General features: G+C 65.0%; 13 protein-coding genes. 1 reads left to right on the top strand and 12 read right to left on the bottom strand.

From position 1 onward, the window contains the following. Window positions 1–121: 121 nt before the first annotated feature. The 4 genes from AABD04_RS15165 to AABD04_RS15180 form a co-directional block, all read right to left on the bottom strand. On the bottom strand, window positions 122–1,423 hold the full coding sequence (locus tag AABD04_RS15165) for a fatty acid desaturase family protein (RefSeq protein ID WP_243593536.1): 1,302 nt from the start codon (window positions 1,421–1,423) through the stop codon (window positions 122–124). Between the two features lie 108 nt (window positions 1,424–1,531). Beyond that, the gene (locus AABD04_RS15170) at window positions 1,532–2,647 is read right to left on the bottom strand and encodes a ferredoxin reductase (RefSeq protein ID WP_341441656.1); all 1,116 of its coding nucleotides are present in this window, start codon (window positions 2,645–2,647) and stop codon (window positions 1,532–1,534) included. A gap of 100 nt (window positions 2,648–2,747) precedes the next feature. Further along, entirely contained in the window at window positions 2,748–3,272 is a 525-nt protein-coding gene (locus AABD04_RS15175) for a DUF6912 family protein (RefSeq protein ID WP_243608097.1), read from the bottom strand. Between the two features lie 11 nt (window positions 3,273–3,283). Then, window positions 3,284–4,729, bottom strand: coding sequence for a WS/DGAT/MGAT family O-acyltransferase (locus AABD04_RS15180; RefSeq protein WP_243593539.1), 1,446 nt, complete (start codon window positions 4,727–4,729; stop codon window positions 3,284–3,286). 184 nt (window positions 4,730–4,913) lie between these two features. Here AABD04_RS15180 and AABD04_RS15185 point away from each other — a divergent pair, with 184 nt between their 5' ends. Next, the gene (locus tag AABD04_RS15185; protein ID WP_341441657.1) at window positions 4,914–5,489 is read left to right on the top strand and encodes an Rv3235 family protein; all 576 of its coding nucleotides are present in this window, start codon (window positions 4,914–4,916) and stop codon (window positions 5,487–5,489) included. Between the two features lie 37 nt (window positions 5,490–5,526). Here the strand turns inward: AABD04_RS15185 and secA are convergent, their stop codons facing one another. The 8 genes from secA to ahcY all read right to left on the bottom strand — a co-directional run bounded on the left by secA (window position 5,527) and on the right by ahcY (window position 16,687). Beyond that, entirely contained in the window at window positions 5,527–8,433 is a 2,907-nt protein-coding gene (secA, locus tag AABD04_RS15190; RefSeq protein WP_341441658.1) for a preprotein translocase subunit SecA, read from the bottom strand. A gap of 341 nt (window positions 8,434–8,774) precedes the next feature. Further along, window positions 8,775–9,443 (bottom strand): ribosome hibernation-promoting factor, HPF/YfiA family, encoded by a 669-nt coding sequence (gene hpf, locus AABD04_RS15195; protein ID WP_341441659.1) that lies wholly within the window; start codon window positions 9,441–9,443, stop codon window positions 8,775–8,777. A 201-nt stretch (window positions 9,444–9,644) separates the two neighbouring features. Beyond that, window positions 9,645–10,328, bottom strand: coding sequence for a ComF family protein (locus tag AABD04_RS15200; RefSeq protein ID WP_341441660.1), 684 nt, complete (start codon window positions 10,326–10,328; stop codon window positions 9,645–9,647). Between the two features lie 47 nt (window positions 10,329–10,375). Further along, complete coding sequence (gene lpqB, locus AABD04_RS15205) at window positions 10,376–12,154, bottom strand: MtrAB system accessory lipoprotein LpqB (protein WP_423228237.1); 1,779 nt, start codon at window positions 12,152–12,154, stop codon at window positions 10,376–10,378. After that, entirely contained in the window at window positions 12,154–13,839 is a 1,686-nt protein-coding gene (mtrB, locus tag AABD04_RS15210; protein ID WP_341441661.1) for an MtrAB system histidine kinase MtrB, read from the bottom strand. The genes lpqB and mtrB overlap by 1 nt, the downstream gene beginning before the upstream one ends. Beyond that, window positions 13,836–14,513: an MtrAB system response regulator MtrA gene (gene mtrA / locus AABD04_RS15215; RefSeq protein ID WP_027496508.1), complete on the bottom strand. Its 678-nt coding sequence runs from the start codon at window positions 14,511–14,513 to the stop codon at window positions 13,836–13,838. The genes mtrB and mtrA overlap by 4 nt, the downstream gene beginning before the upstream one ends. A gap of 4 nt (window positions 14,514–14,517) precedes the next feature. Beyond that, window positions 14,518–15,183, bottom strand: a complete 666-nt coding sequence (locus AABD04_RS15220; protein WP_341441662.1) for a dTMP kinase — start codon at window positions 15,181–15,183, stop codon at window positions 14,518–14,520. Window positions 15,184–15,202: 19 nt separating this feature from the next. Beyond that, window positions 15,203–16,687 (bottom strand): adenosylhomocysteinase, encoded by a 1,485-nt coding sequence (gene ahcY / locus AABD04_RS15225; RefSeq protein WP_341441663.1) that lies wholly within the window; start codon window positions 16,685–16,687, stop codon window positions 15,203–15,205. Window positions 16,688–16,793: the final 106 nt, after the last annotated feature.

A 16,793-nucleotide genomic window follows, 5' to 3' on the forward strand; every position in this document is an offset into this window, starting at 1 on the left:
GGAAACAACCTCCTGGCAGTCGTGAACACACAGCTCGCGTATCAGGCCATGTGCAATTCCGTCACCTACCGTATCGTAACTTACGGTTCCGTAGGTTAGCGGCGGAAATCTGTGTGACGATTCACAACCGAACGCGGTCACCCGAACGACGCAGAGCCTTGGCTTGACGCTTGGCTTCCTTCTTGGCGTTGCGCAAGCTCACGCGCGCCTCCTGCATTGCCGAGCGAAGACCTCGGCGTTGCCCGGTGAGCGGATCGATGCGGAGCGCATGGACTGCGGGCGAATCGCCGACGCGCCATCGCCGTTCGGAGGACGTCTCGGGAGCGTTGTCGGACGTGGCACGCAACCACGAGTCGGGCAGCGACAGCTTGTGAATCGTTCGCAGCGCAAGCAGGTACTGCTTGCCGAGTGACCCTGTGGTGTACGGCAAGTCGTACTTCTCGCACAGCGCGTGCACCTTCTCGGCGATCTCCGAGTACCTGTTGCTCGGCAGATCCGGGAACATGTGGTGCTCGATCTGGTAGCAGAGGTTGCCGCTCATGAACGCCATGACCGGACCGGCTTCGAAGTTCGCACTGCCGAGCATCTGACGCAGGTACCACTCGGGTCGTGTCTCGGTCTCGAACTGCCCGATCGTGAACTTTTCTGCCCCGTCGGGGAAGTGACCGCAGAAGATCACCGCGTACGCCCACAGGTTCCGGACGAGGTTGGCCGTCGCGTTGGCAGTCAACGTGGACTTCCACGACGGGCCGGACAGCGCCGGGAACAAGACGAAATCCTTGCCGACCTGCTTGGCGATCTTGCGCGCGAAGGCGCGGCTCGCCGGAGACTTCAGCAGACCCTTCTCGTCCTCGCTGTCCAACTGCTTCTGCGCGTCGTAGTCGTGCAGCGCGATGCCCCACTCGAAGGTGGTGGCGAGCACGATGTTGGCGAGCGGCTGCACGAGGTTGATCGGCTTCCACGGCTCGTCGCGGGTCATCCGCAGGATGCCGAAGCCGATGTCGTCGTCCATGCCGACGATGTTGGTGTACGTGTGGTGCGAGTAGTTGTGGGCGCGTTTCCACTGCTCGGACGGTCCGGTCTGATCCCACTCCCACGAGGTGGAATGAATCTCCGGATCGTTCATCCAGTCCCACTGCCCGTGCATCACATTGTGGCCGAGTTCCATGTTCTCGATGATCTTGGCGACGCTGAGCATCGCCGTGCCTGCGATCCAGGCCGGCCGATACTTGCTGCCGAGCAGTACCGCGCGGCCACCGAGCTCGAGCAGCCGCTGCAGCCTGATGGTCCGACGGATGTAGGCGGCATCGCGCTCGCCGCGGCTGTCTTCTACGTCTCGACGAATCGCATCCAGTTCACGACCGAACGCTTCCATGTCCGCTTCGCTGAGATGAGCGAACTCTTTGATGTCGGTGATGGCCACCGGGTCCTCCAACAGTTGAGTGCAGTGCCCGAAATATCGGGTATCGACGTGGGCAACCTACGTAAGCGTAACCGAACAGCCTGAGAAGGCAGTGTGCGAAAAACAGACCTACAGTTCCAATGTGCAGTCGCCCGCAGCTGCGGAAATGCACGTCTGGACGCGGTCGCCCTCACTGTGTTCCTTGCCGGAACGCAGGTCGATCACGTGCCCTGCCGTCAACGGCACCACACACGTCTGGCAGATACCCATCCGGCAGCCGAACGGCATCTGAACGCCGACGTTCTCACCGGCTTCGAGCAGACTGGTCGCGCCGTCGACGGTGGTCTTCTTGTCCGACTTGGAGAACGTGACGGTACCGCCCGCACCGGAGGTGTCGGCGCGCGAGATCTCGAACCGCTCCAGGTGAAGCCGGTCCTCGATTCCCTCGCGCTTCCAGGTCTTCTCGATCTCCTCGAGCAGAGCAGCGGGCCCGCACGCCCAGGTGTCGCGCGTGCGCCAGTCGGGATAGAGCTCGTCGAGCGAGGCGAGTGCGAACTTGCCGTCCGATCGCGTGAGCTGCACATGCGAGGTGAAGTTGGGGTGAGATTTCTCCAGCGCGGCGATCTCGGCGGCGAACATGACCTCGTCCTCGGTGGGTGCCGAGTGGATGTGCACCGTGTCGGGCATGTCACCGTGCCGATCCAACGCGCGCAGCATCGAGATGATCGGGGTGATGCCACTGCCGGCAGTGACGAACAAGATCTTGTTCGGCGGCGGCACGGGCAGCGCGAAATTGCCCTTGGGCGCGGCGAGTCGAACGATGGTTCCCTGCGGTACGCCGCCGACGAGGTGCGAGGACAGGAAGCCCTCGGGCATCGCCTTGACCGTGATGGAGATCAGCTTGTCTTCCCAGTTCGGTGGCGAGGTCAACGAGTACGACCGCCAATGCCACCGTCCGCCGAGATGCAAGCCGATCCCGATGTACTGACCGGGCTGGTAGTCGAAATTGAAGCCCCACCCGGGCTGGATCACCAACGTCACCGCCGTTGCGGTTTCCTTCTCCACTCTTACGATGCGGCCGCGGAGTTCGCGAGCGGACCACAGCGGGTTCGCAAGATGCAGATAGTCGTCGGGCAACAAGGGAGTGGTGATGCGAGTCAAAGCACCACGCACCATGTTCAGCCTCGGACGCTTGGGTGCCGATACACCGGCAGCCGGAGCCTCCAGCCACTTCTTCAGATCCATCGGGTGTTCCATCCCCTCGATCGAGAAACCGATCCGCTTGTGGTCATCGAGGTTACGCTACCGTAGGTTCGGGGCAGGGTCACCTCTGCCGGGTGGCGAATCAGAGCAATTCGAGCAGAAAAGACAGCTCCTGCGGGGCGTACCACGCCAGCGTGTGATCCTCTGCGTCCCCGAGGACGAACTCCGCATCCGCATCACCCATGTCTGCGGCGTCGACGGCCGCAACGGCCTTGGCAACCGCCGATTCGGCCCCTTCGAGATCGACGTGAACCGACGCGACCTGATCCATCCGCAACGGTTCCTTCAATCGGACGACGGCGTCGTCGAGGTCGGGTCGCAGGGTCGGATCGTCGACGTCGGCTGCGATCACGGCCCGCCGGTACACCACGCCCTCGGCAACCGTCCCGGTGTCCGCCTCGTCGTCGACCGCAGCAGCGATCAATCTCAAGGAGGCGCGCGCTGCCTCCCCCATCGCTACCTCGGCGAGCTCCTCGTCGTCGCCGGAGGAGTATGCCTCACGCAGCGTCGGGGTCACCGCGAAGGCGGTGCGTGAGACCGGGCTGAACTCGCCCTCCGCCGACAACACTTTCAGGAACTCCAACGTCGCCGGAACGTAGACACGCATTGCAGAAGACCTCACACTCTCGATTCGTTACTGGCGTCGACCAACTCTTCCAGCGCCTCGTGCAGCAACGCCGTCACCACATCCACGTCCGGCATGGCACCTCGATCGGCATTGAGCCCGAAGAACACGTATCCGTCGTACGACGTCAACCCGATACTCATCGCTTGGTTCTCGAACAGCGGCGACACCGGATACATCTCGAGCATGCGCGCACCGCCGACGTAGAGCGGAAACTGGGGCCCGGGAGCGTTGGTCACGATCAAATTGAACACCCGCTGAGAAAGCCGGCTGCCGGCCCGCGCACCCATGGCGTGCAGGCTTGCAGGGGCGAATCCGGAGATGCGCATCAGCGTCTGCGCGGTGACACCCCGACTCTGCTTGGCGTGTGCCTCGGTGGCGTGCGCGATGTGCGAGAGCCGCACCACCGCATTCGATTCACCGACGGGCAGGTCGACGAGGAACGACGAGACCTCGCTGCGATCGTCCTCGGTCGGTTCGGCCGGCCGGTCGGTCGCTTCCACGAACCCGACACGATCTGCGGAGACGTACACCGACATCGGCACCATGGCCCGCACGGTGGACGAGGCAGTGACGGGCTCGCCCCGCGAGAGCAACCAGTTGCGCAGTGCGCCGGTGACGACGGCGAGCACCACGTCGTTGATCGAGCAATCGAATCTGTTGTGGATTCTGCGATAGTCCGCGAGCTCGGTCTTGGCGACCGCAAACCTCCGGTTCCGCGAGATGGGGGCGTTCAGCGGACTCGACGGCGCACTCTGAGTTGCGGTACGCAGCACCGCCGCGACCTTCCCTGCGGCACGCAGCGCCTCGCCCGCGACACCTGCCACACCGTGCACCGCGCCGCGCAAGGCCTCGATGCTCTCGCCCGGGCGCACCACCAACTCGGTCAGAGCGTCGATGACGAGAGCCGAATCCTTGGGTGCCCGCGCAGGCATCCACAGTTCCTCGGCCATCGGCGGCGGATTCTTGCTCGCGTCCAGGATGACCTGACCGATGTCGAGTGCGTGCTCGCCGTCGACCAACGCAGAGTGGGATTTGGTGAAAATGGCGAAGCGGTTCTTCGAGAGCCCCTCGACCAAGTACATCTCCCAGAGCGGCCGAGTGCGATCGAGTGGGCGAGATGTCAATCGCGCGATCAGATCGTGCAACTGTTCGTCCGATCCCGGCTTGGGCAGCGCCGAACGTCGGATGTGATACGTGATGTCGAAGTCTGCATCGTCCACCCAGACCGGCCGGGCCAGTCCGAAGGCAACCTCGCGAACCTTCTGCCGATACCGGGGAACCAAGGCCAGTCGTTGCTCGACCAACGTCAACAGACGGTCGTAGCTGAAACCACTGCGTGGGGTCCGAAAGATGGCAAGCGAGCCGAGGTGCATAGGACTGCTGCTGGCCTCGAGAAAGTAGAACGACGCATCCTGCGCTGTCAGCCTGGTCGCCATCTCGTGTTCCGGTCCCCGTCCTCGCATGAAGTACGCGCCGATTCCTGTGGCCGAGCGCGCGGTGTGCTCGAACCTAGAGTACGTGGCGGACGAATGTCGGTCGCGGGGTCGTTCGACGACCGTGTCGCGTGTGTTTCGTCGGTTCCGGGGGAACCGATCGCGGTCCGGGACCGTCAATGTCGGTGTGAGCGTCATCGAATCCAACGACCCGCCCGAGAGCCCGGACATATCCGGGTCGGTCGCCCGGCTCCGCGCCGAACATCACTGCTTCCTCTCGCGTGCCGCTCCGTTCGAGCCACCGCTCGCCACCGGGGCAGTGCACACGTGGGATCCAGCGACCACCACCGAACCGACGCCGGTCAGGCACCGAGCGACGGTGCGCAGCAACCGTTCTCGACGGCGCAGCGAGCCTCCCGGCCGGCCGCCGGTACCTGCCGATGCGAGGGCTACCGCTGACCGCGCCATGCGCATGCTGATCGAGGTGATCGATCGACGACGCAGTGCCGATCAGCTCTCGCCGTTGTTCACCACCTCGATGATCGATCTGGTGCGGACCATCGTGCGCAATCCGCCACCGGGACGGCGGCTCGGATTCGCCGCGGTGCGTCGAGTACACGTGGCGTATCAGTCGGATGTGTCCGCAGAGATCTTCGGCTCGTACACCCGTGGACCACGGATGTTCGCCTTCGCCGGCCGAATCGAGCTGGCCATCGACCCGCGCCGTCCCGGATGGACGGTCACCTCGCTGCGCGTGGGGTGAGGGTCGCGTCCTCGTGCAGCGACGCGACCCACGACCGCTACTTCTTGCGCTTGGAGCGAGCGGCCTTCTTCGGTGCCTTGTTCTGCGTCCTCGCCGCTTCTCGGCGCTCCCGACGGGTTCCCTCCGCCGCGGACTCGCCGGCAGACCGGGAGGGTTCCGATCTCCGAACGTCGGTTCCGCCGCCCTCGGCCGGCCCGGAGAAGGTCAGTCTCTGCTCGTCCTGCTCGTCGAGACCCTTGGCCCGCAGAGCGGAAGGGACTGCGGGAGCCGATGGTGCGGGAGCCGACGGAGCGGGTGCCGCAGATGCGGGTGCTGTGCCGGTCGGTGCAGGTGCAGGGGTCGCGGCCGGGCGACCGGTGCCCATCGGAGAGGCCAGTCCCGGAGCCACGGCGAGCCCCGCAGAGGCCGCGGGCCCTGCCGGAGCAGGGGTCGCTTCCACCTGGAGGTTGAACAGGAAGCCGACCGACTCCTCCTTCAGGCCGTCGAGCATGCCCTGGAACATGTCGTAACCCTCGCGCTGGTACTCGACCAGGGGGTCGCGCTGCGCCATCGCACGCAGGCCGATGCCTTCCTTGAGGTAGTCCATCTCGTAGAGGTGCTCGCGCCACTTGCGGTCGAGGACGGACAGCAGGACTCGACGCTCCAGCTCTCGCATTCCGTTCTCGCCTGCGATGCCGTCGATCTCTGCCTCGCGGTTGGCGTACGCGGAGCGCGCGTCCTCCAGCAGTGCCTCACGCAGCTCGTCGCGACTCAGATCGCCCTTCTCGCCGTCCTCGTTCTCGCCGGCGAGCACCTTGTGGTCGATACCGACCGGGTAGAGAGTCTTCAGCGCCGTCCACAACTGCTCCAGATCCCAGTCCTCGACGTAGCCCTCGCCCGTCGCACCGTCGACGTAGGCGGTGATCACATCGGTGATCATGCCCTCGACCTGGCCCTCCATGTCGGCACCTTCGAGGATGCGACGGCGCTCCTCGTAGATGACGGTGCGCTGCTGGTTCATCACCTCGTCGTACTTGAGCACGTTCTTGCGGATCTCGAAGTTCTGCTGCTCGACCTGGGTCTGAGCACTCTTGATGGCCTTGGACACCATCTTGGCTTCGATCGGGACGTCGTCGGGCAGGTTGAGCCGGGTCATGATCGACTCGAGTGCACCGCCGTTGAAACGGCGCATCAGTTCGTCACCGAGCGAGAGGTAGAAGCGCGATTCGCCCGGATCACCCTGACGACCGGAGCGGCCTCGGAGCTGGTTGTCGATACGGCGCGAATCGTGGCGCTCGGTACCGAGAACGTACAGGCCTCCGGCCTCGCGCACGGTGTCCGCGTCGGCCTTGACCTGCGCCTTGACCTCTTCCAGAGCAGGCTCCCACGCCGTCTCGTACTCCTCGGGGGTCTCGACCGGATCCAAGCCCTGCTTGCGCAGCTTCAGGTCGGCGAGAATGTCCGGGTTGCCACCCAGTACGACGTCGGTGCCACGACCGGCCATGTTGGTCGCGACGGTCACCGCGCCCTGACGACCTGCCTCGGCGATGATCGTCGCTTCCTGCTCGTGGAACTTCGCGTTGAGCACGTTGTGCGCGACGCCACGCTTGGTGAACTGCTTCGACAGGTACTCCGAGCGCTCCACGCTCGTGGTACCGATCAGGACCGGCTGGCCCTTCTCGTGCCGCTCGACCACGTCGTCGACGACCGCGTCGAACTTGGCCTCTTCTGTCTTGTAGATCAGGTCGCCGTTGTCCACTCGGACCATCGGACGGTTCGTCGGGATCGGAATGACGCCGAGACCATAGATCTGATGAAGCTCCGCGGCCTCGGTCTCGGCCGTACCCGTCATGCCCGAGAGCTTGTCGTACAGGCGGAAGTAGTTCTGCAGCGTGATCGTGGCCAGAGTCTGATTCTCGGCCTTGATCTCCACCTTCTCCTTGGCCTCGATCGCCTGGTGCATGCCCTCGTTGTAGCGGCGTCCTACCAGAATGCGGCCGGTGAACTCGTCGACGATGATGACCTCACCGTCGCGAACGATGTAGTCCTTGTCCTTGGTGTAGAGCTCTTTGGCCTTGATCGCGTTGTTGAGGTAGTTCACCAGCGGCGAGTTGGCTGCCTCGTACAGGTTGTCGATGCCCAGCTGATCCTCGACCAGCTCGACCCCTGCCTCGTGCACACCGATGGTGCGCTTGCGGATGTCCACCTCGTAATGGGTGTCGACCTTGAGCATCGGTGCGATACGGGCGAACTCTCCGTACCACTTGCTCGACGCGTCGGCCGGTCCCGAGATGATCAGCGGAGTACGGGCCTCGTCGATGAGAATCGAGTCGACCTCGTCGACGACGGCGAAGTTGTGGCCCCGCTGCACGAGATCGTCGAGCGAGTGCGTCATGTTGTCGCGCAGGTAGTCGAAGCCGAACTCGTTGTTGGTGCCGTAGGTGATGTCGGCGGCGTACGCTGCGCGGCGCTGCACCGGCGTCATGCCGGAGAGGATCACGTCGACCGAGAGACCGAGGAAACGGTGCACGCGGCCCATCCACTCCGAGTCACGCTTGGCGAGGTAGTCGTTGACCGTCACCACGTGTACACCCTCGCCCGAGATGGCGTTGAGGTAAGCGGGGAGAACACACGTCAGTGTCTTGCCCTCGCCGGTCTTCATCTCGGCGATGTTGCCGAAGTGCAGGGCGGCACCGCCCATGACCTGAACGTCGAAGTGTCGCTGCGAGAGCACTCGCCAGGACGCCTCACGGGCCACGGCGAATGCCTCGGGCAGGAGCTGGTCCAGGGTCTCACCGGCGGAGTACCTCTCCTTGAACTCCGCGGTCTTGCCGCGCAATTCGTCGTCGGAGAGGCTCTCGACGTCCGGAGCCAGGGTTGAGACGTGGTCGGCGATGCTCTTGAGCCGCTTGACCATGCGACCTTCACCGACACGGAGCAGCTTGGAAAACGACAGCGACGGCACGGGCTTTCTCGTCCTCGATCCTCGGTTCAGGGGTACTGGTACGAACAACACTGCTGCACGAAAAAGACTGCTTCTCGAACAACACTGGATACTGCACGAGCTCACGGGTCGGCACCACGGCTTGCGCGCGGCGGGTAACCCGAACGCGTCCATGGTAGGCGGTGTCGCTGCGGACCCGGCAGCCCGACTCACGGTCACCGGACATCGCCGGTACGCGACCGGCGATCACGCCGACACAGCACTGCAGGCCCGACGTGGGGATCGAGTCTCCGGTGTCGAGCCTGCAGCGTTGGAAAGATTTCACGGACGGCGAACGAATCACGCCGCCCCGGGCGGTCGGGTCAGGTGAGTCTGATCAAGCCGTAATCGAAGGCGTGCCGTCGGTACACGACCGAGGGGCGATCACTTGCGCTGTCGTGGAACAGATAGAAATCGTGGCCGACGAGCTCCATTTCGTACAGGGCGTCGTCGACGCTCATCGGTGCAGCCGAGTGGATCTTCGTCCGCACGATGTGACCGGGGCCGCTCTGATCGTCCTCGAAGGAGTCGAGTTTCGTCTCGGGATCGAGTCCAAGCGCGTCGTCCTCCGCGAGCTCGGCAGTGGCTTCAGCGACGGAGACGGGTCTCTTCTCGCCGTAGTGGACCTTGCGACGGTCCTTGGTACGCCGGAGTCTGCTCTCGAGTTTCGACGTCACCGCTTCGAGTGCGGCGTAGAAACTGTCGGCGCACGCTTCGGCTCGAACGACCGGGCCCTTGCCCTTCGCGGTGATCTCCACGCGTTGACATGCCTTGGCCTGGCGGCGATTTCGTTCGTGTTGCAGTTCCACGTCGAACAGGTAGATGGAGGGATCGAAGCGCTCGAGGCGAGCCAATTTCTCGGAGACGTATATCCGGAAGTGATCCGGAATCTCGACGTTGCGGCCCTTGACCACAACGTCCGCATTACTCTTGGCGGGTTCTTCCGAGGGCTTCTCGTCGAAGAAAACCGAGGCTTGTGAAGGGGTCGTCACGCGTACCTCCCGATATCGGCCACGCCCACTGTTGGACGTGGCAAGTGTTCATGCCGAATGGGGAACCTTCCGGCATCTCGAGTCCGGGGCATCACCTCACATCTGGTCCAGTCGGTGCGTGTCCGCGACGTTAGTCGGTCATCGACTCGTGTGCCACCGTTCACCCCGAATTGGTTGTCGGCGTGTCCCCCCAACTCGCCGTCACGCACTGGCCACCACCAGTGCGCCGGCCACCGGCACTCCGAAACCGGTTAGCACTCTTGCCGATTCGGCCAACGTTGCGCCGGTGGTGATGACATCGTCGATGAGCAGAACCGTGAAGTCCGTGGACCCCGCCACCCGTGCGTCGGATCGAGGACGAACCACCCCGACGGCCTCGATTCGGCCCGCCACGTTGTGCTGCCGTTGCCCGGCCGACAGTCCGACCGAATCGCGGACTCCGCCGCTCATGCGGAGCAACTCGGGAACGAGCACTCGCTCCGGCACCAACTGTTCGGCAGCGATTCGAGCGCATTTCAGAACGGGATCGCCCCCGCGAGCGCGAGCCGCACGAGCGCGAGAGGGCGCGCAGATCAGAATCAGCGAACTCAGTTCGGGTGGATCGATCTCACCTGCCTCGCGTAGATGTCCGACGGCCCCGGCGAGCGCTCGCCCGAAAGGCCGGGCCACCGACCGTCGACCTCGCTCCTTCAGCGCGATGACACCGGTGCGCCGCGGCCCGCTGTACGTGCCCAAGGACCAGCACGGCACACCAGGATCGACACGCGGACGAACGGCGATGGGCGGGACGAAGAGGGCCACGGAACACACCGAGCACCACGACTCCCCCGGCGCACCGCACCCGGCGCATTCGAGGGGCAGCACCAGATCGAGGAGTGTCCGCATGGACCCGGAGTCTGCCCGGACCCACCGACACACATCTGCGGCCGAACTCAGCCGGGCAGAATCGGCACTGCTTTCACCCCGGCCAGACCGGTGACCTCGCGCCAGTACCGGTCGCCGACCGGATCGGCGTTGTTGAGAGCGAAGACCGCCCGCGCGTCGGCGACGTACTCGGTTTCCGGGGACGCATCGACCGCCAACACCGGAGTGGTCAGATTGCGCGAAGGCAGCGCGTCCATCCGGGAGCCGTCGACGGTCACCTGCACCACCGGTGAGTCGGTGGCGACCCTCGCGATCACGATGTTCTCTCCGGTACTCCAGTCCAAGCTCGTGGCATCGCTGTCGAGGCCGATGGCCACGGCTCTCGGCTCGGTCAACGAGTACACGCCCGAGGGCTCGCGTACCACCGTGGCCACGTAGACGACGCCGTCGACGATGAGCGCCGCTCGCACTCCGTCGCGGGCCAGTCGCAATTCGGTGATCCGGTTGCCGAGAGTCGTGACGTCGGTGGCGTCGACGGGTATCACCGACACCTGACCGGTCGCGGGATCACGGGCGGCCCGGATGACGTTGGTGCCGTCGATCACCGCCCACGCCGCGTTGTCGTCTGCCCCCCAGGTGGGCCGCGTGATCGATTGGCCCTCCGCCACCGGGAAGGCGCCGCCGTCGTAGCTGCCGACCATGAGCGTGCTCGACGGCGCCGGGGCCGGCCGTCCGGTATCCGCGACGCCGGCCACGAGGGTTCCGTCGTTGGACAGTGCCACCGAACGCAGGTTGCGGGCCTGCCCGAAGTAGCCAGGAGCGGGCGTGGTCTCCGCCTCGTCGACACGGAGCAACGTGCCGGACGCAAGTGCGTGCAGTCCGACGCTGTCGTCGGGACTGCCGAGCGGATCGAACGAGTCGACTCCTGCAGTCGTCCACCCGTCGGGCTTGGTCGTGTCGATGGGTTGGCCGTCCGCGAGCAACACGTAGGGCCCGGCCACCTCGGCCGAGGCGAGGGTCCAGATCACCTGAGCTGCAAGCAGTTCGCGGTCGCGGTCGCGTTTGTTCTGCAGGCCGCCGAAGTCGATCTTGATTCCGCCGAGCCCGACCCCCACCTGGGAGGTCTGACCGTCGGCCTTGGTGATGGGCCCGCGAATACTCACGTCGTCGGACAGTTCGTTGCTCACGGCGGCCGACAGCGCCGGCTTGGGGCCGTCGATGAGCAGCTGCACGAGTTGGTTGGCGAGCTGGTCCTGCGATCCGCTGGTCCACCGCACATCGGGCACGAGTACGGCACCGAGAGGATCGACGAAGTAGAGCGATCGCTGCTGATAGGTGTTCAGAAACGCGGATCGATCGATGATCACACCCGGCGGTAACTTCGAGATGCGCCATTGACCATCCACGCGCGCCATCTCGATCGCGGCGTCGAAGGTGTCCGAGCCGGCCTGATACTCACCGCCCGACGCGAGCATCCCGGCCGTCGTCGACCGAATGGTGAACTGCGCGGTCTCGGCGGTCCGCGGACCGGACAGGGTGTCGATCCGGTCCGCGATCACCGTGCGTGCGCCGTCGTCCCAGGTTGCCGACGCCTCCTCGGTGAGAAACTGCCGGGCGGCCTGGTGCCGGTTCGCAGAGACGGCACTGGCCTCGAAGAAGTCGTCGAGCAGGCGATCCGGCTCGCGTCCCGGCTCGGGGGCCGGAGCGCTGGTGGGCACGGCATCAGCGGTCAACGTGCCGATGGCCTGCGGGCTCGACGATTCGGGAAGGCTGGCGCACCCGCTGGCGAGCGCGACGACGAGCGCCCAGACGGCCAGCACCCGAGCGCCACGACCGGTCGGTCGGATCACGTCGAGGGCTCCGACGCGGATGTCTTCTGTGCGGTGATAGCGGGAATCGGTTGTCCTTGAGCGTATTTCTTGGTGCTGGGCTTGAGGGGCAGTGGGGAACCGATCACCTTGTGCCCGCGAACGAGCGGCACTGTGAGTCGGAAGCATGCGCCTTCGCCAACTGCACCCCACGCTTCGAGCTTACCGTCGTGCAGGCGGGCGTCCTCGACGCTGATCGCCAGACCGAGCCCGGTGCCGCCGGACCTGCGAACGCGGGAGGGGTCCGAGCGCCAGAACCGGTTGAACACCAGCTTCTCTTCGCCGGGACGCAGACCGATTCCCTGGTCTCGCACCACGAATGCTGCCGCGTCGGCGTCCGAGCGAAGCCGCAACAGCACCGGCTTGCCTTCTCCGTGATCGAGTGCGTTGGCCAGGAGATTCCGCAGAATTCGTTCCACCCGTCGAGGGTCGACCTCGGCGATCACTGCGGTCTCGGGCATGTCGACGATCACCTCGGTACCGGTCTCGCGCGCCAGGTGTCGCACGGTCGACACCGCCGCTCGGGCACACATGCGCAGGTCGAGCTGTTCGGCGGCCAACTCGGCGACGCCTGCGTCGTGGCGGCTGATCTCGAGCAGGTCACCGAGCAAGGTCTCGAAGCGGTCGAGCTCGTTGACCAGCAGCTCCGAGGATCTCTTGAGTGCGGGCTCCAGGTCGTCGCTGGCGTCGTGAATGAGGTCTGCGGCCATCCGCACGGTGGTCAGCGGGGTGCGCAGTTCGTGGCTGACGTCGGAGGTGAATCGACGCTGCAGGTTGCCGAATTCCTCGAGCTGAGTGATCTGCTTGGACAGGCTTTCGGCCATCTCGTTGAACGACATCGCCAGTCTGGCCATGTCGTCCTCACCGCGAACCGGCATGCGCTCCTTGAGCCTGCCGTCGGCGAAGCGCACCGCGATTCTCGATGCCGATCGAATGGGCAGAACCACCTGGCGCGCTACGAGCATCGCAATCGCTGCGAGCAGTACCAGGAGCACCACCGCGCCGATGAACAACGTGCCACGCACGAGCGAGAGCGTGCGATCCTCGCTGGCCAGCGGAAATATGAGATACAGCTGCAGGGCGGAGATGTCGGATCCGGTGGGTGACCCCATGATCAGCGCGGATCCGGAATATCCGCCGTCGCTGTCGGTCACCGTCGCGTACTGCGAGCTGATCAGGCCCTTCTTGACGAAGTCGCGCAGACTGTTCGGGATCTGATCGACGGGACCGACCGACGCCTCGGCGCGGGTGGCGTCGCCCTCGACGATCAGGACCGGATCGAAAGACCCCGCCGATCCGGTGGTCGACGCGGCGTCCAGATCCTGGTTGGTCAGAGCGGCTCGTGCTCGTTCGAGGCGCGTCGCGAGCCCACTCGAATCGTCGGCACCGGCGAGGTTGCCTTCGACGGTGGTGCGCGAACGGTCGAGTTCCTCGGTGGCAGCGGACAGTTTCGCTTCGAGAAGTCGATCGGTGATCTGGCTGGTCAACACGACACCGAGGATGAGGATGACCACCAGGGACAGCGTCAGCGTCGATACGACGACGCGCAGCTGCAGTGAACGTCGCCAGGCATGACCCAGCAACGTACTCAGCGAACGGAACCACCGCAGCAGGGGTGAGAACTTGCCGTTGATCCGCCGCCGAGAATGGGAGAGACGGATCACGGCGGTCCGGCCTTGTAGCCGACCCCCCTCACGGTCAGCACCACCTCGGGGTTCTCCGGATCCTTCTCGACCTTCGCGCGCAGACGCTGTACGTGCACGTTGACCAGTCGGGTATCGGCCGCGTGGCGGTAGCCCCAGACCTGTTCGAGCAACACCTCTCGCGTGAACACCTGGCGAGGCTTGCGGGCCAGGGCCACGAGCAGGTCGAACTCGAGCGGGGTGAGGGAGACCAGTTCGTCGCCCCGACTGACCTTGTGTGCGGGCACGTCGATGACGATGTCTGCGATGGACAGCAATTCGGCCGGCTCGTCCTCGGTCCTGCGCAGACGCGCGCGCACTCGCGCGACCAGTTCCTTGGGCTTGAAGGGCTTCATGATGTAGTCGTCGGCGCCGGACTCGAGGCCGAGCACAACATCGACGGTGTCGGTTTTGGCCGTCAGCATGACGATCGGCACGCCCGAATCGGCTCGCAGTACGCGACACACGTCGATGCCGTTCATGCCGGGAAGCATCAGATCCAACAGCACCAGGTCCGGACGGTTCTCGCGCACGGCCGCCAGTGCTTGAGTGCCGTCGCCGACCACGAAGGGCTCGAATCCCTCACCGCGCAACACGATGGTGAGCATCTCCGCCAGAGCCGAATCGTCGTCCACAACCAGAATCCGAGGCTTCATGATCCTATGGTGTCACTTTCCGCACGCCTGATGGCTGATTGAACAAGTCGGCGGCGAGTCGATCGGGATCGACGTCGGCGGTGACGATCCGCCACGGCGACACCCAGTTCGAATCGGCGAGCAGACCGTACGCGGCCGAGGTTCGGCTCTGCAGCGAGCCGTCCCGCTCGTAGGCATCCCGGGTACGAGCGGCGTCCGCGCTCTCGCGAGCCGAGGCTCGCTCGGCGGCGAGCGCCACGGGCACGTCGAGAAGGATCTGGACGTCGGGAATCGGTGCGAGGAATCGCTCGAATTCGAGTGACCTGATCCACTCGACGGCTTCGCCGTCGGCGGATTGCTCCAACCGAGCCGCGGTGTAGGCCGCGTTGGACGCCACGTACCGGTCCAGCAGCACGATGTCGTTGTGCGAGAGCAATTCTCGAATCTCCTCGCGCGCCTCTCGGCGATCGAGTGCGAACAGAAGAGCCATCGCGTGCACGCTGCCCGCGGTGTCGCCGTGCTGGCCGTGCAACGCCTCCGCGGCCAGATCGGCGTGGACCGACCGGTCGTACCGGGGAAACCCGATGCGCACGACCGTCAGACCGTCTCGTTCCCACGCCGAAACGAGCCGACGGGCGAGCGTGTTCTTGCCCGCTCCGTCGACTCCTTCGATGACGAACAGTTTTCCCACCGTCGGACCGGTCCGACGGTCAGTAGCGGTAGTGCTCGGGCTTGTACGGGCCCTCGACGTCGACACCGATGTACTCGGCCTGCTCCTTGGTGAGCTTGGTGATCGATCCACCGAGTGCCTCGACGTGGATGCGCGCGACCTTCTCGTCGAGGTGCTTGGGCAGGCGGTAGACCTCGTTGTCGTACTCGTCCGGCTTGGTCCACAGTTCGATCTGCGCGATGACCTGGTTGGAGAAGCTGTTGCTCATGACGAACGACGGGTGGCCCGTAGCGTTGCCGAGATTCAGCAGACGGCCCTCGGACAGCACGATGATCGAGTGGCCGTCCTTGAACTGGTACTCGTCGACCTGTGGCTTGATGTTGACCCGCGTGACATCGGGAGCCTTCTCCAGCCCGGCCATGTCGATCTCGTTGTCGAAGTGGCCGATGTTGCCCAGGATCGCCTGGTGCTTCATCTTGCGCATGTGCTCGAACGTGATGATCGACAGGTTGCCCGTCGAGGTGATCACGATGTCGGCCTGCTCGATGAACTCCTCGACCGTGCGCACGTCGAAGCCGTCCATGAGCGCCTGCAGCGCGTTGATCGGGTCGGCCTCGGTGACGGTCACGCGTGCACCCTGGCCCTTGAGCGCCTCGGCGCAGCCCTTGCCCACGTCGCCGTAGCCACAGACCAGAACGGCCTTGCCGCCGATGAGAACGTCGGTGCCGCGGTTGATGCCGTCGATCAGCGAGTGCCGGGTGCCGTACTTGTTGTCGAACTTGCTCTTGGTGACCGAGTCGTTGACGTTGATGGCCGGGAACATGAGCTCCCCGGCGGCCGCGAACTGATACAAGCGCAGCACGCCGGTCGTGGTCTCCTCGGTGACGCCCTGCACGGACTCGGCGACCTCGGTCCACTTGGACTTCGACGCCTCGAGCGAGCGACGCAGCAGTCCGAGGAACACCTTGTACTCGTCCGAATCGTGATCGTCGTCGGTCGGCGGGACGACACCCGCCTTCTCGAACTGCGCGCCGCGCAGCACCAGCATCGTGGCGTCGCCGCCGTCGTCGAGAATCATGTTGGCGGGCTGCTCGGGCCAGGTGAGCATCTGCTCCGCCGCCCACCAGTACTCTTCGAGGCTCTCGCCCTTCCACGCGAATACCGGGACGCCCTTGGGCTCCTCGACGGTGCCGTACGGGCCGACGACGACCGCCGCAGCGGCGTGATCCTGGGTGGAGAAGATGTTGCACGACGCCCAGCGCACCTCGGCTCCGAGCGCCACCAAGGTCTCGATCAGCACTGCGGTCTGCACGGTCATGTGCAGCGATCCCGATACTCGTGCGCCCTTGAGCGGCTGTACATCGGCATATTCGCGACGCAGCGCGATCAAGCCGGGCATCTCGTGCTCGGCGAGCCGAATTTCCTTGCGGCCGAATTCCGCGAGCGACAGGTCCGCGACCTTGAAATCGATTCCACCGCGGTGCTCCACGGTGAGTGCCGAGCCTGACGTAACTGAGGTCGTCATCTTGCCTCTCCTGTTGACTGAGTGTCTGCCGTCCAGGCTATCGGGTCCGCGCGTTGGAACTACCGGCTGCCCGGAAGTGCAGGCACGGAGCCGGTGACGCGACGCG

The organism is Rhodococcoides navarretei, assembly GCF_038069675.1.
Taxonomy (GTDB): domain Bacteria; phylum Actinomycetota; class Actinomycetes; order Mycobacteriales; family Mycobacteriaceae; genus Rhodococcoides; species Rhodococcoides navarretei.

Coding starts and splice junctions, on each gene's coding strand:
- ahcY (WP_341441663.1), bottom strand. CDS start 16,687: ATGACGACCTCAGTTACGTCAGGCTCGGCACTCACCGTGGAGCACCGC.
- AABD04_RS15175 (WP_243608097.1), bottom strand. CDS start 3,272: ATGCGTGTCTACGTTCCGGCGACGTTGGAGTTCCTGAAAGTGTTGTCG.
- AABD04_RS15200 (WP_341441660.1), bottom strand. CDS start 10,328: ATGCGGACACTCCTCGATCTGGTGCTGCCCCTCGAATGCGCCGGGTGC.
- mtrA (WP_027496508.1), bottom strand. CDS start 14,513: ATGAAGCCTCGGATTCTGGTTGTGGACGACGATTCGGCTCTGGCGGAG.
- AABD04_RS15170 (WP_341441656.1), bottom strand. CDS start 2,647: ATGGATCTGAAGAAGTGGCTGGAGGCTCCGGCTGCCGGTGTATCGGCA.
- AABD04_RS15180 (WP_243593539.1), bottom strand. CDS start 4,729: ATGGCGACCAGGCTGACAGCGCAGGATGCGTCGTTCTACTTTCTCGAG.